Annotated in this window: 18 protein-coding genes and 1 pseudogene; 16 read left to right on the forward strand and 3 right to left on the reverse strand. The window is 68.7% G+C overall.

Annotated elements, in window-relative coordinates; genetic code table 11:
- Positions 1–164 precede the first annotated feature (164 nt).
- From AABQ55_RS30680 to AABQ55_RS30690, 3 genes are read left to right on the forward strand one after another with little or no spacing between them, the layout of a single operon-like run.
- Positions 165–998 carry an N-formylglutamate amidohydrolase gene (locus AABQ55_RS30680; RefSeq protein WP_272808946.1) on the forward strand — a complete coding sequence of 278 codons (834 nt, stop codon included), beginning with the start codon at positions 165–167 and terminating at the stop codon, positions 996–998.
- On the forward strand, positions 995–2,848 hold the full coding sequence (locus tag AABQ55_RS30685; protein ID WP_272808947.1) for a flavohemoglobin expression-modulating QEGLA motif protein: 1,854 nt from the start codon (positions 995–997) through the stop codon (positions 2,846–2,848). The genes AABQ55_RS30680 and AABQ55_RS30685 overlap by 4 nt, the downstream gene beginning before the upstream one ends.
- 10 nt (positions 2,849–2,858) lie before the next feature.
- Complete coding sequence (locus tag AABQ55_RS30690) at positions 2,859–3,908, forward strand: glutathione synthetase (protein WP_272808948.1); 1,050 nt, start codon at positions 2,859–2,861, stop codon at positions 3,906–3,908.
- A gap of 19 nt (positions 3,909–3,927) precedes the next feature.
- Here AABQ55_RS30690 and AABQ55_RS30695 read toward each other — a convergent pair whose 3' ends face one another.
- Positions 3,928–5,349 carry an MFS transporter gene (locus tag AABQ55_RS30695; protein ID WP_272808949.1) on the reverse strand — a complete coding sequence of 474 codons (1,422 nt, stop codon included), beginning with the start codon at positions 5,347–5,349 and terminating at the stop codon, positions 3,928–3,930.
- A 22-nt stretch (positions 5,350–5,371) separates the two neighbouring features.
- Positions 5,372–5,740 (reverse strand): DoxX family protein, encoded by a 369-nt coding sequence (locus AABQ55_RS30700; RefSeq protein ID WP_272808950.1) that lies wholly within the window; start codon positions 5,738–5,740, stop codon positions 5,372–5,374.
- Positions 5,741–5,887: 147 nt separating this feature from the next.
- Between AABQ55_RS30700 and AABQ55_RS30705 the strand changes: the two genes are divergently transcribed.
- On the forward strand, positions 5,888–6,493 hold the full coding sequence (locus AABQ55_RS30705; protein WP_272808951.1) for a TetR/AcrR family transcriptional regulator: 606 nt from the start codon (positions 5,888–5,890) through the stop codon (positions 6,491–6,493).
- A gap of 75 nt (positions 6,494–6,568) precedes the next feature.
- On the opposite strand, the gene ctaD is transcribed toward AABQ55_RS30705, so the two are convergent.
- Complete coding sequence (ctaD, locus tag AABQ55_RS30710) at positions 6,569–8,164, reverse strand: cytochrome c oxidase subunit I (RefSeq protein ID WP_272808952.1); 1,596 nt, start codon at positions 8,162–8,164, stop codon at positions 6,569–6,571.
- 168 nt (positions 8,165–8,332) lie between these two features.
- On the opposite strand from ctaD, the gene AABQ55_RS30715 reads away from it, so the two are divergent.
- From AABQ55_RS30715 to nirD, 12 genes and pseudogenes are all read left to right on the forward strand, one after another.
- Positions 8,333–9,175 (forward strand): LysR family transcriptional regulator, encoded by an 843-nt coding sequence (locus AABQ55_RS30715; RefSeq protein WP_272808953.1) that lies wholly within the window; start codon positions 8,333–8,335, stop codon positions 9,173–9,175.
- 178 nt (positions 9,176–9,353) lie between these two features.
- The gene (locus AABQ55_RS30720) at positions 9,354–10,964 is read left to right on the forward strand and encodes an ABC transporter substrate-binding protein (protein WP_272808954.1); all 1,611 of its coding nucleotides are present in this window, start codon (positions 9,354–9,356) and stop codon (positions 10,962–10,964) included.
- 359 nt (positions 10,965–11,323) lie between these two features.
- Complete coding sequence (locus tag AABQ55_RS30725; RefSeq protein ID WP_272808955.1) at positions 11,324–12,313, forward strand: ABC transporter permease; 990 nt, start codon at positions 11,324–11,326, stop codon at positions 12,311–12,313.
- A pseudogene (locus AABQ55_RS30730) lies at positions 12,310–13,116 on the forward strand (ABC transporter permease); the annotation flags it as partial. The gene AABQ55_RS30725 and the pseudogene AABQ55_RS30730, both read left to right, overlap by 4 nt.
- Positions 13,117–13,296: 180 nt before the next feature.
- The gene (locus AABQ55_RS30735; RefSeq protein WP_336314408.1) at positions 13,297–14,142 is read left to right on the forward strand and encodes an ABC transporter ATP-binding protein; all 846 of its coding nucleotides are present in this window, start codon (positions 13,297–13,299) and stop codon (positions 14,140–14,142) included.
- Positions 14,139–14,936 (forward strand): ABC transporter ATP-binding protein, encoded by a 798-nt coding sequence (locus AABQ55_RS30740; protein ID WP_272808956.1) that lies wholly within the window; start codon positions 14,139–14,141, stop codon positions 14,934–14,936. The genes AABQ55_RS30735 and AABQ55_RS30740 overlap by 4 nt, the downstream gene beginning before the upstream one ends.
- On the forward strand, positions 14,926–16,023 hold the full coding sequence (locus AABQ55_RS30745) for a pyridoxal-phosphate-dependent aminotransferase family protein (protein ID WP_272808957.1): 1,098 nt from the start codon (positions 14,926–14,928) through the stop codon (positions 16,021–16,023). Before AABQ55_RS30740 ends, AABQ55_RS30745 begins: the two co-directional genes overlap by 11 nt.
- Positions 16,024–16,675: 652 nt before the next feature.
- On the forward strand, positions 16,676–17,290 hold the full coding sequence (locus AABQ55_RS30750) for an ANTAR domain-containing response regulator (RefSeq protein WP_272808958.1): 615 nt from the start codon (positions 16,676–16,678) through the stop codon (positions 17,288–17,290).
- The gene (locus AABQ55_RS30755; protein ID WP_272808959.1) at positions 17,287–18,498 is read left to right on the forward strand and encodes a CmpA/NrtA family ABC transporter substrate-binding protein; all 1,212 of its coding nucleotides are present in this window, start codon (positions 17,287–17,289) and stop codon (positions 18,496–18,498) included. Before AABQ55_RS30750 ends, AABQ55_RS30755 begins: the two co-directional genes overlap by 4 nt.
- Positions 18,499–18,811: 313 nt before the next feature.
- Positions 18,812–20,038 (forward strand): MFS transporter, encoded by a 1,227-nt coding sequence (locus AABQ55_RS30760; RefSeq protein WP_272808960.1) that lies wholly within the window; start codon positions 18,812–18,814, stop codon positions 20,036–20,038.
- Positions 20,039–20,054: 16 nt separating this feature from the next.
- Positions 20,055–22,505 (forward strand): nitrite reductase large subunit NirB, encoded by a 2,451-nt coding sequence (gene nirB / locus AABQ55_RS30765; RefSeq protein ID WP_272808961.1) that lies wholly within the window; start codon positions 20,055–20,057, stop codon positions 22,503–22,505.
- An 11-nt stretch (positions 22,506–22,516) separates the two neighbouring features.
- Positions 22,517–22,846 (forward strand): nitrite reductase small subunit NirD, encoded by a 330-nt coding sequence (gene nirD / locus AABQ55_RS30770; RefSeq protein ID WP_272808962.1) that lies wholly within the window; start codon positions 22,517–22,519, stop codon positions 22,844–22,846.
- The last annotated feature ends 48 nt before the right edge of the window (positions 22,847–22,894 follow it).

The following is a 22,894-nucleotide window of genomic DNA, read 5'->3' on the forward strand; positions in this document are numbered from 1 at the left end:
AAGCCGCAGCGTGATGAATTTCCCCGGAAAAGCGCGAAATCGCGGGATCGCAGCGCCATTCCCACCATCGGTCCCGCGCCGGATTTCGCACGGCTGTGCAAGCAGCTCTCCGCCGACCGGCGGGCGGCAAGGGAACCCGAATCCGTCTTTCGCGTTATGGCTGCATGACGGACCTGATCGAGAACGATGGGCGGCGGGAAGGGGCGCTCTGGAGCGTTGCACGCGGCCAGTCGCCGATCATCGGCACCGCCATTCACGACGGCCACCTGCTGCGCAGCGACCTTGCAGCACGCATGAAGCTCGACGCCGCCGGCCGGCTGCGCGAGGAGGACCCTTTCACCGCCGCCTTCATCGAAGATATCGGCAACCGGATCGTCGTCCACCGTTCGCGCTTCGAGGTGGATCTGAACCGGCCGCGCGAGGGCGCCGTCTATCTGCGCCCGGAACAGGCCTGGGGCCTCGACATCTGGGCCGAGCCGCCCGGCCAGGAGGCGCTGGAGACGCTGCTTGCCCAGCACGACGGCTACTATGCCATGCTGAAGGCCGTGCTTTTGGACATGGAGCGTGCGCATGGCCGCTTCGTCCTCCTCGACATGCACAGCTACAACCATCGCCGGGCCGGCCCCGACGGGCCGCCGACCGCGCAGGCGGAGGCGCCGGACATCAATATTGGCACCTTCTCCATGGACAGGGCGTTCTGGGCGCCGGTGGTCGATGCCTTCATGGCCTGTCTGCGCGAGCAGCCGTTCCCCGGCCGGCAACTCGATGTCCGGGAAAACGTCGCCTTTGCCGGCAAGGGCGAGCAGACGCGCTTCGTGCACCAGCATTTCCCCGGCCGCGGCTGCGCCATCGCCGTGGAGTTCAAGAAGATCTTCATGGACGAGTGGACGGGCGCGCCGGACCGGGAGGCGATCGATGCCTTTCGCGCCGCCATCCGCGCCAGCCTGCCGGTGCTCGAAGGCGCTCTCCGGGCGATGCCGGGCGGGGGCGGGCCATGAGCGGGCGTGCCCGCAAGGCGGCGGACCCGCTCGCCGCGGTCGCCGCCGCGCTGGAGCGCGGCCTTCCCGTCCGGCTCGACCTGCCGCGCCGCGGCCGGCTCCACCTCGATCGCCCGCTGCCGTTTCTCGCCGTGCATGTGAACCGGCGCTCGGCTCCCGCCGCCCGCGCGGCCACCATGGCCAATGCCGCCTATCTCCTGGCCGGCAACCTCTCCGACGCCGCGGCCATCGTGCGCCTCGTCGGTGAACGGATGCGCGAGGAATTCGGCGCCTTCCTCGTGCTCGATTTCGGCGAGCTTGCACGCGACCAGCTGGCCGCGGACACGCCCTATCTCGCGCCCTTCGAGATCAGCGTCTCGGCCTCGCCCGATGCGGCGGCGGAGCGCGCGCAGTCGGCCTTCGTCGGCGCGGTGGAGAAGATCGACGGCCGCTACCGCGCGCCGCGCATCGCGCGGCCGACACTTGCCGAGGATCCCCATGCGGGCCTTGCCCGGCGCCTGCCGGATATCCCGACGCTCACCGTGCGCGTCGCGCCGATCTACCGGGTGCCGACCTCGCGCGCCGTCTATCCGGAGCTGCAGGGCCGGCTGGTCGCCCACCTGGTCGATGCCGGGCTGCGCGCGGCAAGCCAGTTCGCCCGCGCCGAGACGGCGCTGGCGCCCGCCACCCACCGGGCGCTCGGCCGGCGCGTCTTCGTCGAGGCGGTGACCCGCGCCGACCGTGCCATGGACGATATCGCCGCCAGCTTCGATTTCCTGCTCGCGGTGACGCCGATCAATGCCGACGCGGCCTTCGAAGCCTTCCGCACGGCCGGCTGCGAGCGCGCGCCGACCTTTCTCTACCGCCCGCTCGCCATCGATATCGCCGCGCGCAAGAAGGCGCTGTTCTCCATTGACCTCGACCGGTTCGAGGATCCGGTGCTGGAACGGCTCTACGGCGAAAAGCAGCAGGAGCTGGACCTCCAGCTCTCCATGCTCGCCGCCCGCGAGGATGCCCGCTTCGTCGAGATGAGCCGCGCGCTCTACGGCTCCGTCGACGGCCGTCTGGCGAAGGTCGCCGGCGATATCCTGGAGGCGACCGCGAAACCCGGCCGCAAGGCCGCCCCGCCGGAGGTGGACCATCGCTATGTCGAGCGGCGGGCGCGCGCGATGATCGACCGCTACAGCGCGCAGTTCTCCGCCTTCGCGCCGAGCGTCGAGGTGCGCAACGACCTTCCGCCCGGGCTGATGGTGTCGAGCGACCGGCTGCTGATCGCCCGCACCACGACGATGGCGCGCGAGCGGGTCGAGGCGCTGCTGAGCCACGAGGTCGGCGTGCATCTCCTGACCTATTGCAACGGCTCTGGCCACGGGCTGCGGCTCTTCCGTTCCGGCCTTGCCGGCTACGAGGGGGCGCAGGAGGGGCTGGCGGTTCTGGCGGAATATCTCGTCGGCGGCATGACGACGGCCCGCCTCCGGCTGATCGCCGCGCGGGTGGTCGCCTGTGCCGCCATGCTCGACGGGGCGGGTTTCGTGGAAACCTACCGGCTGCTGGTGCGCGAGCATGGCTTTGCCCCGTCCGGCGCCTTCAACATCGCGCTTCGCCTCCACCGCGGCGGCGGGCTTGCCAAGGATGCGGTCTACCTGCGCGGCCTCCTGGAAATCCTCGCGCATCTGCGCGGCGGCGGCGATCTCGAGCCGTTCTGGCTCGGCAAGATCGCGGCCCGCCACTTCGCCGTCATGCAGGAGCTCAGCCTGCGCGGCCTGCTCAAGGCGCCGCGCCTGACGCCGCAATTCCTGACCGCCAAGGGCGCGCAGGAGCGCCTTGCCCGGCTGCGCGCTGGCCTTTCACCCCTCGATCTCATCGCCTGAGGAGGCTCTCATGCGCATCGCTTTCTTCGTCAACTCGATCGCCGACGAAACCCCGCAGTTCACCACGACGACGCTGGCGCTCGCCGCGCTCAACCGCGGCCACGAGATCTGCTACGTCACGCCCGGCGATTTCGTGCTGCGCGCGGATGACAGCCTTGCCGTGCGCGGGCTGGTGCTGCCCTCCTCGGGCTACAAGAAGCCGGAGACGCTGCACAAGGACCTGCAGGGGGAGAATACCGAGACGCGCATCTTCGACGTCGCGGAGATCGACGTCCTGTTCCTGCGCAACGACCCCTCGCTCGACGTGACGGACCGGCCCTGGGCGGCCCATGCCGGGGCGCTGTTCGGGCGGCTTGCGGCGCTGCGGGGCACCCTGGTCGTCAACGATCCGGCCGGCCTCGCCAAGGCGCAGAACAAGCTCTACCTGCAGGATTTCCCGCCCTCCGTGCGTCCGGCCACGCTGGTCTCCAAGAGCATCGAGGAGATTCGCGGCTTCATCGCCGGGGAGAAGAAAAAGGGGGCGATCATCAAGCCGCTGCAGGGTTCGGGCGGCAAGAACGTCTTCAAGGTCGCCTCGCCCGACGACCAGAACCTCAACCAGATCTTCGAGGCGGTGAGCGGCGAGGGCTATCTCATCGCCCAGAGCTTCATGCCGGAGGCGAGCGAGGGCGATGTGCGCTTCTTCGTGATGAACGGCCGGCCGCTGATGCGCGACGGCAAATACGCCGCCTTCCGCCGCGTGCCGGCCAAGGGCGAGATCCGCTCCAACGTGCATGTCGGCGGCGGACCGGCGCCGGTGGAGGTGACGCCTGCCATGCTCGCCGTCGTCGAGGCGGTGCGCCCGAAGCTCGTCGAGGACGGCATGTTCCTCGTCGGCCTCGACATCGTCGGCGACAAGATCCTGGAGATCAATGTCTTCACGCCAGGCGGGCTCGGCAATCTGGCGCAGCTCTACGAGACCAACTTCTCCGACACGGTCATCGCCGCGCTGGAGGACAAGATCGCCATGCGCGCGGCCTATGGCGGCCGGCTGGACAACAGCCGGCTCGCCACGCTGTGAGCGGCGTGCCTCTCCCGTTTCAGCGCCGGGTGGCGATGCCGGCGGTGAGGATGCCGAGCAGCGTCAGGAGTGCGATGCCGAGCACGACATAGCGCGCCGCATCGACCGCCACGTCCCCGCCGGCCGCCATCAGCGTGCCGGCAAGCGCCGAGGTGACGGAGAAGGCGATGAGCTGGGTCGTGGTGATCGCCGCGGCCGCCTTGCCGCCCTCGGCCGGGTCGTGCGTGCTGCGCATGGCGGCAACGCCGAGCAGGGGCCAGGCAAGGCCGATGCCCGCGCCGGCCAGCGCCAGCACCGCGACCCAGGCGGCGACCAGCCCCGTGCCGGCGCCGTCCACCTGCAACAGGCCGTAGGCGATGAGGCCCGCCGTCAGCAGCAGCGGCCCGGCGCGCACGGCGCGGCGCCGGCCGGCGGGCGACGTCACCGACACGACGAAGAGCTGCGCGATGACCCAGGCGAGCGAGAGCACCGCCCCGAGCAGGCCGCCGACCAGCGGGCTGACGCCGGCGAGCTGCTGGCTGAAGAGCGGGATGAAGGTCTCCACCATGACGCCGGCGCTGAGCGCGGCGACGGTGAGATAGACCCATTTCAGCGCATTGCCGCGCCGGTAGGTGATGCGCGGCAGGATGGTGTTGCGCGCGCGCCGCTCGACGAGCACGAAGAGGACGAGAAGCAAGAGGCCGGCGCCGACGGTCGCCAGCGTCGGCCAGCCGATCGGCACGATGGCGCTGAGGCTGATGGCGATGGTGGCAAGCACCAGCGGCACGAGCGATGCGACGGGCACGGGCGTACGGTGCGGCGAACCGCCCATGCCGGCAAAGGCGCGCTGCGCGAGAAGGGCGAAGAGCAGCGCGACGATGGCGAGCGCCCCATAGGCCCAGCGCCAGAGGCCGAGCTCGGCGAAGATGCCGCCGAGCGCCGGCCCGAACAGCGTGCCGAGGCCCCACATGGCCGAGACGGCGCCGGTTCCCCGCGCCCAGTGCCGCTCGGGCAGCGCCGCGCGGATCACGGCATAGCCGAGCCCGGCGAGCAGCCCGCCGCCGAGCCCCTGCACCACGCGGCCGACGATGAGAAGATCCATGGTCGGGCTGGCGGCATTGCCGGCCGCGCCGAGCGCGAAGACGAGGAAGGCCAGCACATAGGCCGGCCCCGGCCCCTTCCAGTCGAGCATGCGGCTGACGAAGAGCGAGGCGACGATGGCCGAGACGACGAAGGAGGTCGTCACCCAGGCATAATAGGCCTGGCCGCCGATATCGGCGACGATGGAGGGCATCAGGGCCGCGGTGAAGTAGAGGTTCATCGCATAGAGCAGCACGCCGCTCGCCAGGATGGCGACGATGACGAGATGGCGGCCGGACAGGAGGTCCGACCAGGTGTCGAGGTGTGCGCCGGGCGCAGGCGAGGGATCGGCCGGGCCGGCCGATGTCAGCGGTTCTTTCATGGGAATGCTCCGGGGGAAACGGTCAGGTGCGCGGGCGCGAGACGGCCAGCACGATAAGCGAGACGACCAGCACGATGGCGGGGGCCGTCGTGTGGGCATAATCCTGGTTGATGAGGGTGGTGAGGGTCGCCGCCGCCATGACCGCCGTGCCGAGCGCGGCGCCGGGGCGGCGCGTGGCAACGGGGATCAGCAGCAGGGCGGCCGCAAGTTCAAGGGCGGCGGTGAGGTAGGGAAACCAGCCCGGATAGCCCCAGCGTTCATAGGCCGCCGCATTGTCGGCGGAGAGGAAGGCGTTGCCATAGGCGCCGAACAGGAAGAACGCCGCGAGCGGCCAGGCGAGCAGCGCGGCGAGGCGGGAGGAGAGGGACGGGGAAAGGATCGACTGGGACATGACACTCCGCTTTTCGGCAAAGCCCGCCCTTTCCAGCGGCGCGAGGCTGGACGGGGCGGTGGTTTCTCCATAGATTGAGCGTTCATTCTAATTATGATCGCCGCTCCGTCAAGATAGATAGAGCGATCATTCTATTTTGGAGGCCGCATGGCACGCAAGCTTGTTCCCGAGCAGCACGAGGGCAAACGCCACGAGATCCTGGAGGCCGCACATCGCTGCTTCCTGCGGCACGGGCTGCAGGGCGCGTCGGTCTCGATGATCTGCAAGGAGGCGGGCATCAGCCCCGGCCATCTCTACCACTATTTCCCCAGCAAGGAGGCGATCGTCGAGCAGATGGCGGACGAATACCTCGCGCGCCTGCACGGCGTCTTCGGCCGGCAGCGGGAGACGGGCGATGCCGCGACCGTGCTGCTTTCGGAGATCTGGAGCATGGAGAGCTGGAAGGACACCGCCCACTGTCGCATCCTGTTCGAGCTTCTGGCGGAAGCGGGGCGCAACGAGCGGGTGCGCGCCATCCTCGCCCGCAACACCGACGGCGTGCGCGCGCTCCTGTCGCAGGTGCTGAAGGCCGGCCAGGCACGCGGCGAGGTGGACCCGGCGCTCGATCCGGAACACACCAGCGCCATGCTGATCGCCATCGTCGACGCCGCCCCCATGCTGCCGCTGATGGTGCCCGGCATCCGCTTCGACGAGAGCCGGGCGCTGATCACCACCATGGTCCGGCGCTTCCTGCGGCCCGAAGGCCAGGTCTGAGAGCCGCCTTGCCGCCCTAGATCCTTGTTTGCCGCATTGTCCGACGCCGAAGCGACTTTGCTTCGGCTGGAAATGCTAGCGGATCAGCGGCAGCGCGGCGAACTGGTGGTAGGGCGGCGGCGAGGAGAGTGCCCATTCCAGGGTGGCGGCCCCTTCGCCCCAGGGGTTGTCGCCCGCAACGCGCTTGCGCGCGAAGGCTTCTGCGACGGCGAAGAAGAAGACGGCAAGGCCGGCGGCCGAGATGTAGGAGCCGACCGAGGAGACGAGGTTCCAGCCGGCAAAGGCATCCGGATAGTCCGCATAGCGCCGCGGCATGCCGGCGAGGCCGAGGAAATGCTGCGGGAAGAAGACGAGGTTGACGCCGACGAAGGTCAGCCAGAAATGCAGTTTCCCCAGCGTCTCGCTCATCCGGTAGCCGCTCATCTTGGGGAACCAGTAGTACCAGGCGGCGAAGATGGCGAAGGCCGCGCCGAGCGACAGCACGTAATGGAAATGCGCGATGACGTAGTAGGTATCATGCAGCACGCGGTCGATGCCCGGATTGGCGAGCACCACGCCGGTGACGCCGCCGATGGTGAAGAGCAGCACGAAGCCCGTCGCCCACAGCATGGGCGTGGCGAAGCGGATCGACCCGCCCCACATCGTCGCCAGCCATGAGAAGACCTTGATGCCCGTCGGCACGGCGATGACCATGGAGGCGAAGGCGAAATAGCGCTGCGAGTCCAGCGACAGGCCGACCGTGAACATGTGGTGGGCCCAGACGACGAAGCCGATGGCGCCGATCGCCACCATGGCATAGGCCATGCCGAGATAGCCGAAGATCGGCTTTTTCGAGAAGGTCGAGATGACGTGGCTGACGATGCCGAAGGCCGGCAGGATCATGATGTAGACCTCCGGATGGCCGAAGAACCAGAACAGGTGCTGGTAGAGGATCGGGTCGCCCCCGCCGGCCGGCTGGAAGAAGGTCGTGCCGAAATTGCGGTCGGTGATGAGCATGGTGACGGCGCCCGCCAGCACCGGCAGCGAGAACAGCAGCATGAAGGCGGTGACCAGCATCGCCCAGGCGAAGAGCGGCATCTTGTGCAGCGTCATGCCCGGCGCGCGCATGTTGAGGATCGTGGTGATGAAGTTGATCGCCCCGAGGATCGACGAGGCGCCGGACAGGTGGATCGACAGGATGACGAAATCCACCGCCGGCCCCGGCTGGCCGTCGCTCGAATAGGGCGGATAGAGCGTCCAGCCGCCGCCATGGCCGTTCACCCCGGCGGCGCCCGGCACGAACATCGACAGCACGAACATCGCGAGCGAGGCGACGAGCAGCCAGAACGACACGTTGTTCATGCGCGGAAAGGCCATGTCCGGCGCGCCGATCATGATCGGGATGAACCAGTTGCCGAAGCCGCCGATCAGCGCCGGCATGATGACGAAGAAGATCATCACCAGCCCGTGCGCGCTGACCACGACGTTGAAGACGCCGGGATCGGAGAAGACTTGCAGGCCTGGCGCCTGCAGCTCCATGCGCAGCGCCACCGAAAGCCCGGTGCCGAGGATGCCCGACAGCATGGAGAGGAGGAGGTAGAGCGTGCCGATGTCCTTGTGGTTGGTGGAGAACAGCCAGCGGGCGGCAAGGCCCGGCCGGTGTTCCGCTTCGCCGACGGTGTGTTCGGACATCGCATGCGCCTTTCCTGTGTGCGGCCGGGTGCGGCGGGGGAGCCGGCACCTCTCCCCGCCTTTGTCGGCCCTGTTGCCTGAAAGGAGTGTGGGCCGGCGGGAAGAAAGAAGGCAAACGGAATTAAATGCTGTATGAAGACAAAATAATTGCACTCAATGAGGAGCCTCATGGATATCGACCGGGCGCGCACCTTCCTCGAGATCGTCCATACCGGCAGCTTCCTGAAGGCCTCCGAGCGGCTGCACGTCACCCAGACGACGGTGAGCGCGCGCATCCGCACGCTGGAGGAGGCGCTGGGGCGCAAGCTTTTCGTGCGCACGCGCAACGGCGCGGCGCTGACGGCGGCCGGCCGCGAATTCGAGCGTTTCGCGCAATCCTTCGTCCAGGTCTGGGAGCGGGCGCGCCAGCAGCTCACCGTGCCGCCCGGCCGGACATCGGTCGTGGCGGTGGGCGGCGAGATGAGCCTGTGGAACCCGCTGCTGCTCGACTGGCTGGTCTGGATGAAGGGCAATTGCCCCGAAATCGCCATCCACGCCGCCGTCGGCATGCCCGACCAGCTGCTGGAACAGCTGCGCACCGGCGTGCTCGACATCGCCGTGCTCTATGCGCCGAAGCTGATGCCGGGCTTCAAGGTCGAGTTGGTGGAGGAGGAACGGCTCGTGCTGGTGCGCAGGCCGGCCGGCCCGCAGGAGAGCGGCGCGCCGGACTATGTGCATGTCGACTGGGGGCCGCGCTTTGCCGGGCAGGGCGGCTTCGGGCCGGCGGGCTTTGCCGAGCCGGCGCTGAAGGTGGATTTCGGCCCGCTCGCCCTCCACTATATCCTGCGCACCGGCGGCATGGGCTATTTCCGCAAGGGAACGGTCGCGCCGCATCTGGCGGCGGGCGAGCTCGAACGGGTGGAGGACGCACCCGAATTCCCCTATCCGGCCTATGCCGTCTATCCGGAGGCGGCCGGGGCCCGGCGCGACGTGGAGGAGGCCCTTCGCGGCCTCAGGCAGGTTTCGCCCTGACGCAGCGGCAGGCAGCCCGGCAGCGCGATTTGCCGCCGCCCGCAACGGGCATGCGGCGGCGGAATGTCACCCGGACAAGATTTTGTTGTTGCCGACGGCAAGAGAAGAATTTCCTGCCTATGTTAACCGGCGAATCGCCGCCAATATCGGCAGCAGACGCTGACCGCAGGAGACAAAGATGCTGATCGCGAACCCAACCCGGCGCTCGTTCTTGCAGGCCGGGGCCACCCTTCTCGCCTCGACGGCGCTGCCGGCCATCGCCCTTGCCGAGAGCGCGCCTGCCGGCGGCCGGCTGGTGGTGGCGGCCGATTCCGAGCCGAAGAACCTCAACCCCGCGATCGTCGCCTCCAACGGCGTGTTCTTCGTCGCCAGCAAGGTTATCGAGCCGCTGGCCGAGGCCGCCTTTGCGGGCGAGGACGGACTGTCGCCGCGCCTTGCGACGAGCTGGGAAGGATCGGACGACGGCCTTTCCGTCACCTTCCGCCTGCGCGAGGGCGTGACCTGGCACGACGGCAAGCCCTTCACCTCCACCGATGTCGCCTTTTCGGCACTTGAAGTCTGGAAGCCGCTGCAGAATCTCGGCCGCATCGTCTTCGCCCATCTCGAGGCCGTCGAAACGCCGGATGCCGCCACCGCCATCTTCCGCTTTTCCAGGCCCACGCCGCTCCAGCTCATCCGTAACGCCCTGCCGGTCGTCAGCAGCGTCATCCCGAAGCATCTCTACGAGGGCACGGATATCGCGACGAACCCGGCGAACACCCAGCTCGTCGGCACCGGCCCCTTCCGCTTCGCCGAATACAAGCCGGGTGAATATTACCGCCTGACGCGCAACGAGGCCTATTGGGACAAGGACCAGCCGAAGCTCGACGAGATCATCTTCCGCGTGCTGCCGGACCGCGCCGGGGCGGGCGCGGCGCTGGAGGCGGAGGAGATCCAGCTCGCCGCCTTCTCCGCCGTGCCGCTCGCCGATCTCGACCGCATCTCCAAGGTGCCGGGCCTTGCGGTCGTCACCAGGGGCTACGAGGCGTTGACCTACCAGCTCGTCGTGGAGATCAACCATCGCCGCAAGGAGCTCGCCGACCTCAAGGTGCGCCAGGCGATCGCCCACGCCATCGACAAGACCTTCGTCGTCGACACCATCTTCCTCGGCTATGCCGAAGCCGCCACCGGCCCGGTGCCGAAGAACGCGCCGCAATTCTACGAGGCCGCCGTGCCGGCCTATGCCTTCGATATCGCCAAGGCCAATGCCCTGCTCGACGAGGCCGGCTATGCGAAGGATGCGAACGGCACGCGCTTCACGCTGAAGCTGCGCCCCGCGCCCTATTTCAACGAGACGCGCCAGTTCGGCGACTATCTCCGCCAGGCGCTTGCCGCCATCGGCATCGATGCGGAACTGGTGAACGCGGATTCGGCCGCGCACCAGAAGGCCGTCTATACCGACCACGATTTCGACCTTGCCGTCGCCCCGCCGGTCTTCCGCGGCGATCCGGCGATCTCCACGACCATCCTCGTGCAGTCGGGCATTCCGGCCGGCGTCGGCTTCTCCAACCAGGGCGGCTATGCCAATGCCGAGCTCGACGCCGTCATCGCAAAGGCGGCCGAGACGATCGACACGGCGGCCCGCACCGCGCTCTACCGCCAGTTCCAGAAACTGGTCGCCGCCGACCTGCCGCTGATCAACGTCGCCGAATGGGGCTTCATCACGGTGGCGCGCGACAGCGTGCTCAACGTCGCCAGCAACCCGCGCTGGGCGGTGTCGAACTGGGCCGATACCGCGCTCAAGACGTGACGGCGGGGCCATGACGGGCGTTGTCTTGGATCCTCCCTCCGGCCAGCCGGCCATCCCTCCGGCAAGGCAGGGTGACCGCATATGAACAGTGGAGTTCGCTACCCCCCTCTGCCCTGCCGGGCATCTCCCCCTCAAGGGGGGAGATTGGATGGAGCACTGTTTCGCCCCTCTCAGGCGCTACCGGTTGAGCAAGGTTCTTGCCTCCTGCCGGGCATCTCCCCCCTTGAGGGGGAGATGCCCGGCAGGGCAGAGGGGGGTGCCATATGCGACACCCTTGCCTCGGGCCGGAGACCGCCGGCAAGCCGGAGGGCATTATCGCGCTCGCTCCACCCCACGCCCGCAACCCAACGGCGCCCCCCGTGACCCGCGCCCTCCGCCTCACCGCGCGCCGTGCCCTCAGCAGCGTTCCCGTCCTGCTGATCGTCGTCATCCTCACCTTCCTGCTCCTGGAGACCGCAGCGGGCGATGCGGTCGACGCCTATCTGCTCTCCATCGGCGGCGGGGATGCGGCGATCGCCGGGGCGCTGCGGCAGGCCTACGGGCTCGACCAGTCCATGGCGGCGCGGCTGTGGCTCTATCTCTCCGCGCTCGCCCGGCTCGATCTCGGCTGGTCCGTCGCCTTCGACCGGCCGGTGCTCGGGCTGATCATCGAGCGCCTGCCGAACACGCTGCTTTTGATGGGAAGCGCCATCGCGCTCGCCTTCGCCTTCGGCTCCACGCTCGGCATCCTCGCCGGCGCGCGGCCGGGCAGCCTGCGCGACCGGCTGCTCTCCACCCTCTCGCTGGTCGTCTATGCTATACCGGGCTTCTGGCTCGGCCTGGTGCTCGCCATCGTCTTTGCCGTGCAACTGCGCTGGCTGCCCACCTCGGGCATCGAGACGATCGCCTCCGGCCGCACGGGCCTTTCCCGCGCCGCCGACATCGCGGCCCATCTCGTCCTGCCCGTCGGCACGCTGGCGCTCATCTACACCGCGCTGTTCCTGCGCGTCATGCGCGCCGGCATGGCCGGCATCTGGCGGCTGGATTTCGTGCTCTTCGCCCGTGCCAAGGGGCTTTCGCGTGCCCGCATCGTCTTGCGCCACGTGGCGCGCAATGCGCTCCTGCCGCTTGTCACCATGCTCGGCCTGCAGGCGGCCGCCATGCTCGGCGGCAGCGTCGTCATCGAGAGCATCTTCGCCATTCCCGGCTTCGGGCGCCTGGCGCAGGAGGCGGTGAGCGGGCGCGATGCGGCGCTGCTCTGCGGCATCATCGTCGTGAGCGCCGTGCTGGTCATCCTCGTCAACCTCCTCGTCGACATCGTCTATGCCGCGCTCGATCCGCGCGTCGGCGCCGCGGAGCGCGGCGCATGAAACTTGTCGGCGACATGCTGCGCCGGCCGGAGGCGGCGGCCGGCCTTGCCATCCTCGTCCTGCTCGCGCTTCTCGCGCTTCTCGCGCCCGTCCTCTTCCCCGGCGATCCGCTGAAGATCGCCGGCCGGGCGCTGACGGCGCCCTTCACCGATCCCGCCTTTCCGCTCGGCACCGACCGGCTCGGCCGCGACGTCCTGGCCGGCATCGTGCACGGCGCGCGCACCTCGCTCTTCGTCGGCCTCGCCGCGGCGCTGGCGGCGCTGGCGATCGGCCTTTCGGTGGGGCTTGCGGCGGGTTTTGCCGGAGGGATTGCCGACGAGGCGCTGATGCGCGTGGTCGATGCCTTCCAGATCGTGCCGAGCTTCCTCCTGGCGCTCGCCTTCGTCAGCGTCGTCGGCGCCTCGGTGCCGGTCGTGGTGCTGGCCATCGCGCTCGGCGCCTGGGCCGATCCCGCGCGGCTCACCCGTGCCGAGGTGCTGTCCGTGCGCGGGCGGGACTATGTCGCCGCCGCGCGTATTGCCGGCATGCATCCCGTGGAGATCGCCCTGCGCGAAATCCTGCCCAATGTGCTTCCCCCCGTGCTGGCGCTCTCGGCCATCATCGTCGCCACCGCCATCCTGACGGAGGCGGCGCTCTCCTTCCTCGGCCTCGGCGATCCCAATGTCGTCACCTGGGGCTCGATGATCGCCGAAGGGCGCAACGTCCTGCGCTCCTCGCCCTTCCTGTCGATCTTCCCCGGCCTCGCTTTGGTCGCCACGGTGGTCGGCGTTTACCTGCTCAGCGAGGGGCTGACCAATGCGCTTGCGGGGGAAGCGAGTGCCGAGAGGAAGAAACCACGGCGCGCCGGCAAATCCCCCCCTCTGCCCTGCCGGGCATCTCCCCCTCAAGGGGGGAGATCGGCAAGCGGCGGGAACCCTGCTCAACCGGAAGCGCCGGAGGTAGGTGAAACGGCCCTCCATCCAATCTCCCCCCTTGAGGGGGAGATGCCCGGCAGGGCAGAGGGGGGTGCCGGCACTGAAAGCGATCGTCCTGCTCAACGAAGGCAGGAAGATGTGCTGTGCGAAACCCAAGATCTCTCCGTCACCTATCGCGACCAGGAGACACCAGCCCTGACGAACCTCGACCTTGCGATCCGCGCCGGCGAGCGGCTGGCGATCATCGGCGAGAGCGGCTCGGGCAAGAGCACCTTCGCGCGGGCGCTGGCCGGGCTCCTGCCCGAAGGGGCCGAGGTGGAGGGCACGGTGCACTGGGCGGCGGGCGCCGCGCCGCTTCCCGGCCGCGATCTCGGCTTCGTGCTGCAGGACCCCTCCGCCAGCCTCAACCCGGTGCTGACGATCGGCGAGCAGGTGGCCGAAGGCGCGCGCCGGCATCTCGGCCTCTCCCGGCTCGAGGCCCGCGCCCGCGCGCTCGACATGCTGGAGCGGGTGCGCCTTCCCGAGCCGGAAAAGCTGCTCGCCGCCTATCCGCACCAGCTCTCCGGCGGCCAGCGCCAGCGCGTGGCGATCGCCGCCGCGCTCGCCGCCCGCCCGGGCCTCGTCATCGCCGACGAGCCGACCAGCGCGCTCGACATGGTGGTGCAGGCGGAGATTGTCGCGCTGCTCGACGAACTGGTGCGCGCGGCGGGCATGACGCTCGTCTTCATCACCCACGACATCGCGCTGGCCGCCGGCTTCGCCGACCGGGTGGCGATCTTCAAGGACGGGGCGCTCGTCGAAACCGGCCCGGCGGCGGCTGTACTGGCCGCACCGCGCGAAACATATACGAAGATGCTGGTCGCCAGCCACCGCGACCTTGCCTCCCCACCGCTGGTCGGGGAGATCCGCGCATGAGCCTTCTCGTCGCGCAAAATCTTGGCAAGCGCTTTTCCTCCGGCGGCCGCACCGTGGAGGCACTGCGCGATGTCTCGCTCAGCCTTGCGGCGGGGGAGACGCTCGGCCTTGCCGGCGCCTCGGGCAGCGGCAAGTCCACGCTGGCGCGCATCCTCACCCGGCTCATGCCGCCCGATGGCGGCAGCGTGCGCTTCGCCGGCGAGGACTGGCTCGCCCTTTCGGGCGCGGACCTGCGCCGCCGCCGCGCCCGCATGCAGATGGTGTTCCAGGACGTTTCCGGCGCCTTCAATCCGCGCGCCACCGTCGCCGACGCGCTCGACGATCCCCTGCGCATCCACGCCGTGGTGCCGAAGGGTGAGCGCCCGCGCGAGATCGCGGCCCTGCTCGATCGTGTCGGCGTGCCCGCCGCCTATGCCGGCCGCGCGGTCCGCGACCTCTCCGGCGGCCAGCGCCAGCGCGTCGCCATCGCCCGCGCCATCGCCACGCGCCCGGCGCTGATCGTGCTGGACGAGGCGGTCTCGGCGCTCGACGTCTCGGTGCGCGAACGCATCCTGCACCTGCTCGCCACGCTGCAGGAAGAGCGCGGCATCGCCTATCTCTTCGTCTCGCATGATCTTGCCGTGCTGCGCGCGCTCTCCCACCGCATCGCCGTGATGGAGGCCGGGCGCATCGTCGAATGCGGGCCGGCGGGCCGCGTCATCGCCGATCCGCAATCGCCCGCCGCCCGCGCCCTCATCCGCGCCGTGCCGCGCCTCCTACCCCAGGAAAGCAAGGAAAGCCCCGATGGCCGCTGACCGCTGGAACGCCCTGAACGATGTCCCCGATTTCCCGCCCCACCGCCTCGGCCCGCTCGCCGACCGGCTCGCCCGCATCCTGAAGACCCGCAACGACATCCTCCTCTTCCAGACGGAGGCCGTCGTGGCGCTGGAGGCGGTGGCGACCAGCATCGCCCGGCCGGGGCTGACGGCGCTCAACATCGTCACCAGCCCGTTCGGCGCCTGGTTCGGCGACTGGCTGCGGCGCGGCGGCGCGGACGTCGTCACGCTTTCGGCCGAACCCGCCCGGCCCATCGATATCGAAAGCGTGGAGGCGGCCTTCGATGCCCATCCCGACGTGAAGGCCGTCATCCTCTGCCATGCCGAATCGGCGAACGGCGTGCTCAATCCGCTGGCGGAGATTGCCGCCGCGGCCCGTGCCCGCGGCATCGTGACGATCGTCGACGCGGTCGCCTCGGTGGGCGGGCATGCGCTCGACGTCGATGCGCTCGGCATCGACATCGCGGTGATCGGCCCGCAGAAATCGCTGGCCGGGCCGGCCGGCGTCTCGGCGCTGTCGGTCAGCCAGGCGGCCTGGGCCCTGATTTCGGCGGCGGGCGGGCGGCGCAGCTCGACGCTTTCCCTGCTCGACCGCCGGGATTGGCTCGACAGCGGGCGCGGCGCGCTTCCCGGCACGGCGGCGCCGCTGGAATTCTTCGCGCTCGAGGCCGCGCTCGACCGCTTCGAGGCGGAGGGGGCGGAAGCCGTGCTCGCCCGCCATGTCCGGGCGGCGGCGGCGGCGCGCGACGGCCTCCTTGCGCTGGGCGCCCGTTCCTGGGCGGATTTCGGCCGGGCGTCCCATCTCGTCACCACCGCGGTGCTGCCCGAGGCCGTCGATCCCGAGACCTTTCTTGCCGCCGCCGTGCCGCTCGACATGGAGCTGTCCGCCGGCATCGGCCCCGGCGCCGCGCGCCTGGTGAGGCTCAACCATACGGGCCGCCGCGCGCGCTTCGATAGCGTGCTCGGCAATGTGCTTGCCTATGGCATCGCCCTGCAGAAATGCGGCGCCCCGGCGGATCTTGCCGCCGCGGCCGCGGCTGTCGCCGCGCATTACGGCGCGGATTGAAGCCGTTCGAGGAAATCGGCACTGCGCGGTTGAAGAGGTCCAGCCGCTGCAACGGGCAAATCGCTGGCGCCGGGCGGCACGCTGTGCGGGGGGGCGCCGGCAGGGCAATCGCATAGGGAACTGGAAGCGTGCCTCCTGCCCCTTCTCCCCCGCGGGGAGAAGGTCGCGGCAGCGGGATGAGGGGGCGGCGCAGGCGGAAGACGGCGTGCTTACCCCCTCATCCGACCCTTCGGGCCACCTTCTCCCCGTGGGGGAGAAGGGGGAAACGGCACCGTTGTGCGCCCTGGTGGCACCGGGGGTAGTGGTGCGCGCCAGGCGGGCGGCGTGCTGCTGCCGTCGCCATCCGACACGCCTGCGCAAAAATCGGGCACGCCGCGCCGCCGGCAGAAGCAACGCGGCATTTGCATAGCTGCATTGCACAATAAATGTTTCCCATATGGTCAAAAAAATCGCATAGTGCCCCCAGTTGATGCACACGGCGGTTTTCCTCCCAGTGCCGCCGCATCAGCTGTTCCCCTCTGGAGGTTTTTGACCTTCACACTTCATGGGCCGCGGTTTCCGCTGGCCCATTTTTTTTGGCCCCTTCGCGGCTTGATTTTCCCGGCCATTCGGAGGCATCTGCGGGAAACCTTCACGCCGACACGGTGGGGACATGCAACCGGGCGCACTGAACGTACTGGTCATCGACGAGAACCGCATCCGCGCCGCCATCATCGAGGAGGGGCTGCGCGATGCCGGCTATGCCGTGACCGTGGTCGAGGAGATGCAGGGCCTCGCCCGCCGCATCGCCGAGCTCAATCCCGACGTCATCGTCATCGACCTGGAAAACCCCAACCGCGACATGCTGGAGAGCATCTTCCAGCTGACGCGCGCCATCCAGCGCCCCATCGCCATGTTCGTCGACAAGTCCGACGAGGCCTCCATCGAGGCGGCGGTGGAGGCGGGCGTCTCGGCCTATATCGTCGACGGGCTGAAGCAGGAGCGCGTGCGGCCGATCCTGAAAATGGCGATCAGCCGCTTCAACGCCTTCTCCCGCCTTGCCCGCGAACTGGAGGAGACGCGCAGCGTGCTGGAGAACCGCAAGGTGATCGACCGCGCCAAGGGCCTCCTGATGCGCTCGCGCGGGCTGTCCGAGGAGGCGGCCTATGCGCTCTTGCGCCGCACGGCGATGAACCAGAACCGCAAGATCGCCGAGATCGCCCAAAGCCTCGTCACGGCGGCGAGCCTGCTCGATCCGGGAGCGCCCGATCCGGGAGTGAAGACATGACGACGCGCCACGCCATCACCGCCGGCTTCGTGCCGCTGCTCGACAGCGCCCTCCTCGTCGCCGCGAAGGAGAAGGGCTTTGCCGCGGCGCAGTCGATCGACCTCACGCTGGTGCGCGAGCGCTCCTGGGCGAGCATCCGCGATCGCCTCGCCGTCCGCCAGTTCGACGTCGCCCATATTCTCGGCCCCATGCCGATTGCCTGCAATCTCGGCCTTTCCGCCCCGGCCCCGAAGATGATCGTGCCCATGGCACTCGGCCTCGGCGGCAACGCCGTCACGGTCTCGGCGGCGCTCTGGCAGGCAATGGCCGAGGCGGGCGCGACCGCCGACCTCGACGCGCGCGAAAACGGCGCTGCGCTGCGCCGGGTCATCGACGGGCGCAGGGGCGAGCCGCTGCGCTTCGGCGTCGTGCATCCCTATTCCGGGCATAATTACGAGCTGCGCTACTGGCTGGCGGCGAGCGGCATCGATCCGGACCGCGAGATCGACATCCTCGTCCTGCCGCCGCCGGATATGGGCGATGCGCTCGCCGAAGGGCTCATCGACGGCTATTGCGCGGGCGAACCGTGGAACACGTTCGGCGTCCTGAAACGCAACGCGCATCTTGCCACCGTCAAGGCCGCGATCTGGAAATCGAGCCCGGAAAAGGTGCTCGGCGTCGATGCGGGCTGGGGCGAGGCGAACCCGGAGGCGCTGGCCGCCCTGCTGGTCGCGCTGCACCACGCCTCGCTCTGGTGCGGCGATCCGCGCAACCACGCGGAACTCGCTTCGCTGCTGGCGCTGCCCGCCTATGTCGGGCGCGAACCGGACCTCCTGCTGCCGGCCCTCACCGGCGTCCTGCCGGTCGGCGGCGGCGCGGTGCGCACGGTCGGCGATTTCTTCGTGCCGCAGGCCAAGGCGGCCACCTTCCCCTGGAAGAGCCATGCGCTGTGGTTCTACACCCAGATGGTCCGCTGGCGGCAGGTGGCGCATACCGAGGCGAACCGCCAGGTCGCCGCCAAGACCTATCGCCCGGATGTCTATCGCGCGGCGCTGAAGGCGCTCGGCATCGCCATGCCCTCGGCGAGCGCCAAGGTGGAGGGCGCGCTGACCGCGGAAACGCCCGTCGGCTCCTCCGGCGCGCTGACGCTCGGCCCAGACGGTTTCTTCGACGGCGGGCGCTTCGATCCCGACGACGTCGACGGCTATATCGCAGCGCAATCGCGCTAGCGCCTATTTTATGCGCACTGCACAAAATTTGGCGCCGCTTTGCCGACGGCCTATGCGCATGCCGGCATGCGGTCTTCCAGGAAATGAATTAAATCAATCGCTTGCCGACTTGGCACGCGGATTGCTTTTCTCTCCGTAGGCCTTCGGGCCACGATATCGGCGTCCAACGACGGGCGCCACCAGCAAAGCCGCTGATCGGGTTTTTCGCGCACATGGCCTCCCTCGTGTCGCGCGAAAAGAACCTGGCCAGCGGCTTTTTGTTTTTCACCCCCAAAGATGGAGCGGCACGACCTTGTCGGGCCACGGAGACGCCATGTCAAAGATCAAGCAGCCCCTGTCCCCGCGCGAACCTGCCGTCGCGCTCTGGATGTCCACCTTCGCCTTCACCATCTGTTTCGCCGTCTGGACGATTTTCGCCATCATCGGCATCCGCATCAAGGAAGACCTCGGGCTCACCGAAGCCCAGTTCGGCCTCCTCGTCGGCACGCCCATCCTCACCGGCTCGCTGGTGCGCATCCTGCTCGGCGTCTGGACGCCGCGTTACGGCGGCCGCCTCGTCTATACGCTGACCATGCTGGCGGCGGCGCTTTCGACGCTCATGCTCTCGCATGCCGCGACCTTCCCGCAGATGCTGCTCGCCGGGCTCGGCGTCGGCCTTGCCGGCGGGTCCTTCGCGGTCGGCGTCGCCTATGTCTCGCCCTTCTTCCCGCCGGAAAAGCAGGGCACGGTGCTCGGCATCTTCGGCGCCGGCAATGTCGGCGCGGCGCTGACGAAATTCCTCGCACCCTTCGTGCTCGTCGCCGCCGGCTGGCAGATGGTGGCGGAAATCTGGGCGGCGGCGCTGATCCTCACCGCCTGCCTCTTCTGGTTCACCACCAGCGACGACCCGGCCTTCCGCAATCGCCGCGACGGCAAGGCGCCGAAGCGCAGCCTCATGCAGGAATTCGCGCCGCTGAAGAAGGCGCAGGTCTGGCGCTTCTCGCTCTATTATTTCTTCGCCTTCGGCGGCTTCGTGGCGCTGGCGCTCTGGCTGCCGCGCTACCTCGTCGGCGTCTACGGCTTCGATATCGCCACCGCCGGCATGGTCGCCGCGGCCTATTCCATCCCCGGCAGCATCTTTCGCGCGCTCGGGGGCATGCTTTCGGATCGCAAGGGTGCGCGCGCCGTGATGTACTGGATGTTCGGCATTTCCGCGGTCGCGACGCTCGTCCTGTCGCTGCCGTCGGGCGTCACGCCCGCCGTCTTCATCGTCACCGTCTTCGTGCTCGGCTTCGTCATGAGCCTCGGCAAGGCGGCGGTCTACAAGCACATTCCGGCCTATTACCCCGATGCCGTCGGCCCGGTCGGCGGGGTCGTCGGCATGGTCGGCGGGCTCGGCGGCTTCGTGCTGCCCATCGCCTTCGGCCTGCTGAAGGACGCGACCGGCCTGTGGTCGACCTGTTTCCTGCTGCTCTTCGCCGTCGTCGCCGTCTCGCTCCTCTGGATGCATCTTTCCATTCGCCAGATGGAGCGCCCCTCCGTCTCCGCCGTCGCCGCGTAACGTTGAGAAAAATCCCATGACCGAGAAACTCGTCATCGTCGGCAATGGCATGGCCCCCGGGCGCATGCTGGAGCACCTCCTCGAAAAGGCCCCCGGCCGGTACGAGGTCACCATCTTCAACGCCGAGCCGCGGGTGAACTACGACCGCATCATGCTCTCGCCCGTCCTCTCCGGCGAGAAGGCGTATGAGGAGATCATCATCCACGGCGACGGCTGGTACATCAAGCACGGCATCACGCTCTACAAGGGCCACCGCATCGTCGCCATCGACCGCGATGCGAAGACCGTCACCTCCGATCACGGCGTCACGGAACGCTACGACAAGCTGGTCATCGCCACCGGCTCCGTGCCCTTCATCCTGCCCGTGCCGGGCAACGACATGCGCGGCGTCATCACCTATCGCGACCTCGACGACGTGCAGGCCATGCTGCTCGCCGCCCAGTCGCGCGAAAAGGCCGTCGTCATCGGCGGCGGCCTGCTGGGCCTCGAAGCCGCCGCCGGCCTTGCCGGCCGCGGCATGGACGTCACGGTGCTGCACGTCATGCCGACGCTGATGGACCGCCAGCTCGACCCCGCCGCCGGCTATCTCCTGCAAAGGGAGCTGGAAGGGCGCGGCATCAGGATCATCTGCAAGGCGAACACCAGGGCCATCGTCGGCAACGGCAAGGTCGAGGGCATCGCGCTGGACGACGGCCGCGTCATTCCCGCCACGCTCGTCGTCATGGCCGTCGGCATCCGGCCGAGCGTGAGCCTCGCCAGGGAGGCGGGCCTTGCCGTCAACCGCGGCATCGTCGTCGATCACGGCATGCAGACCTCGGACGGCAGCATCCTGGCGCTCGGTGAATGCGCGGAAGTGGGCGGCATGGTCTACGGCCTCGTCGCCCCGCTCTACGAGATGGCGCGCGTCGCCGCCGCGCATCTGGCCGGCGACCGCTCGGCCGCCTTCGTGCATTCCGATACGCCGACGAAACTGAAGGTCACCGGCATCGAGCTCTTTTCGCTCGGCGATTTCGCCGATGGCAACGACCGCGAGGAAATCGTGCTGCGCGATGCCTCGGCCGGCGTCTACAAGCGGCTGGTGCTGAAGGACAACCGCATCATCGGCACCGTGCTTTACGGCGAGACCGCCGATGGCGCCTGGTTCAACGACCTGAAGAAGAAGCAGACCGACATTTCCGAGATGCGCGAGACGCTGATCTTCGGCCAGGCCTATCAGGGGGGCGCCCCGCTGGACCCTATGGCGGCCGTTGCAGCCTTGCCGGATGATGCGGAAATCTGCGGCTGCAACGGCGTCTGCAAGGGGAAGATCGTTTCGACGATCACGGAAAGGGGCCTGGCCTCGCTCGACGACGTGCGCGCCCACACCAAGGCGTCCGCCTCCTGCGGCTCCTGCACCGGCCTCGTCGAGCAGCTGATGACGCTGACGCTGGGCGACAGCTACAACCCCGCCGCCGTTCAGCCCCTGTGCGGCTGCACCGATCTCGGCCATGACGACGTGCGCCGCCTGATCAAGGCGAAGGGGCTGAAGACCATTCCCGCCGTCATGCAGGAGCTGGAGTGGAAGACCTCCTGCGGCTGCGCCAAGTGCCGGCCGGCCCTCAATTATTACCTCGTCTGCGACTGGCCCGACGAATATGCCGACGACTACCAGTCGCGTTTCATCAACGAGCGCGTGCATGCCAACATCCAGAAGGACGGCACCTATTCCGTCGTGCCGCGCATGTGGGGCGGCGTCACCAATGCGCACGAACTGCGCGCCATCGCCGATGTGGTCGACAAGTTCGAGATACCCTTGGTGAAGGTGACGGGCGGCCAGCGCATCGACCTGCTGGGCATCGAAAAGGAGGACCTGCCCGCCGTCTGGGCCGATCTCGGCAAGGCCGGCTTCATCTCGGGGCAGGCCTATGCCAAAGGCCTGCGCACGGTGAAGACCTGCGTCGGTTCCGACTGGTGCCGCTTCGGCACGCAGGATTCCACCGGGCTCGGCATCCGCATCGAGAAGTTCATGTGGGGCTCCTGGACGCCGGCCAAGTTGAAGATGGCCGTCTCCGGCTGTCCGCGCAACTGCGCGGAGGCGACCTGCAAGGACATCGGTATCGTCTGCGTCGATTCGGGCTTCGAGATCCATTTCGCGGGCGCCGCGGGCCTCGACATCAAGGGCACGGAGGTGCTCGGCCTCGTCAAGACCGAGGACGAGGCGCTGGAGCATATCGTGGCACTGACGCAGATGTACCGCGAGCAGGCGCGCTATCTGGAGCGCATCTACAAATGGGCCAAGCGCATCGGCCTCGACGAGATCCGCCGCCAGATCATGGGCGACGCCGACAAGCGCAAGGCCTTCTACGACCGGTTCGTCTTCTCCCAGAAATTCGCGCAGGTCGATCCCTGGTCGGAGCGGGTCTCCGGCAAGGACAAACACGAATTCAGGCCGATGGCGACCATCGGCTACGGCGAGGCCGCGGAATGAGGAGCACGGACATGACCTGGTTTCCCATCGGCAACATCGCCGACATTCCCCTGCGCGGCGCGCGCTGCGTGAAGACGCCGGAGGGGAAGATCGCCGTCTTCCGCACGGCGGAAAACGAGGTCTTCGCCATCGAGGACCATTGCCCGCATAAGGGCGGGCCGCTCTCGCAGGGCATCGTGCATGCCAAGGCCGTCACCTGCCCGCTGCACAACTGGGTGATCTCGCTGGAGACCGGCAACGCGCTCGGCGCGGACGAAGGGGCGGTCAGGACCATCCCGCTGCGCAACGAGGACGGGGCGCTGTTCATCGCGCTGGAACGCCTGATGGCGGCGGCGGAGTAGGCCATGACAGGAGCCAGCCTTGCCCCTCATCCGGCTGCCGCCACCTTC

The organism is Shinella sp. WSD5-1, from assembly GCF_963942435.1.
GTDB classification, from domain to species: Bacteria; Pseudomonadota; Alphaproteobacteria; order Rhizobiales; family Rhizobiaceae; genus Shinella; species Shinella yambaruensis.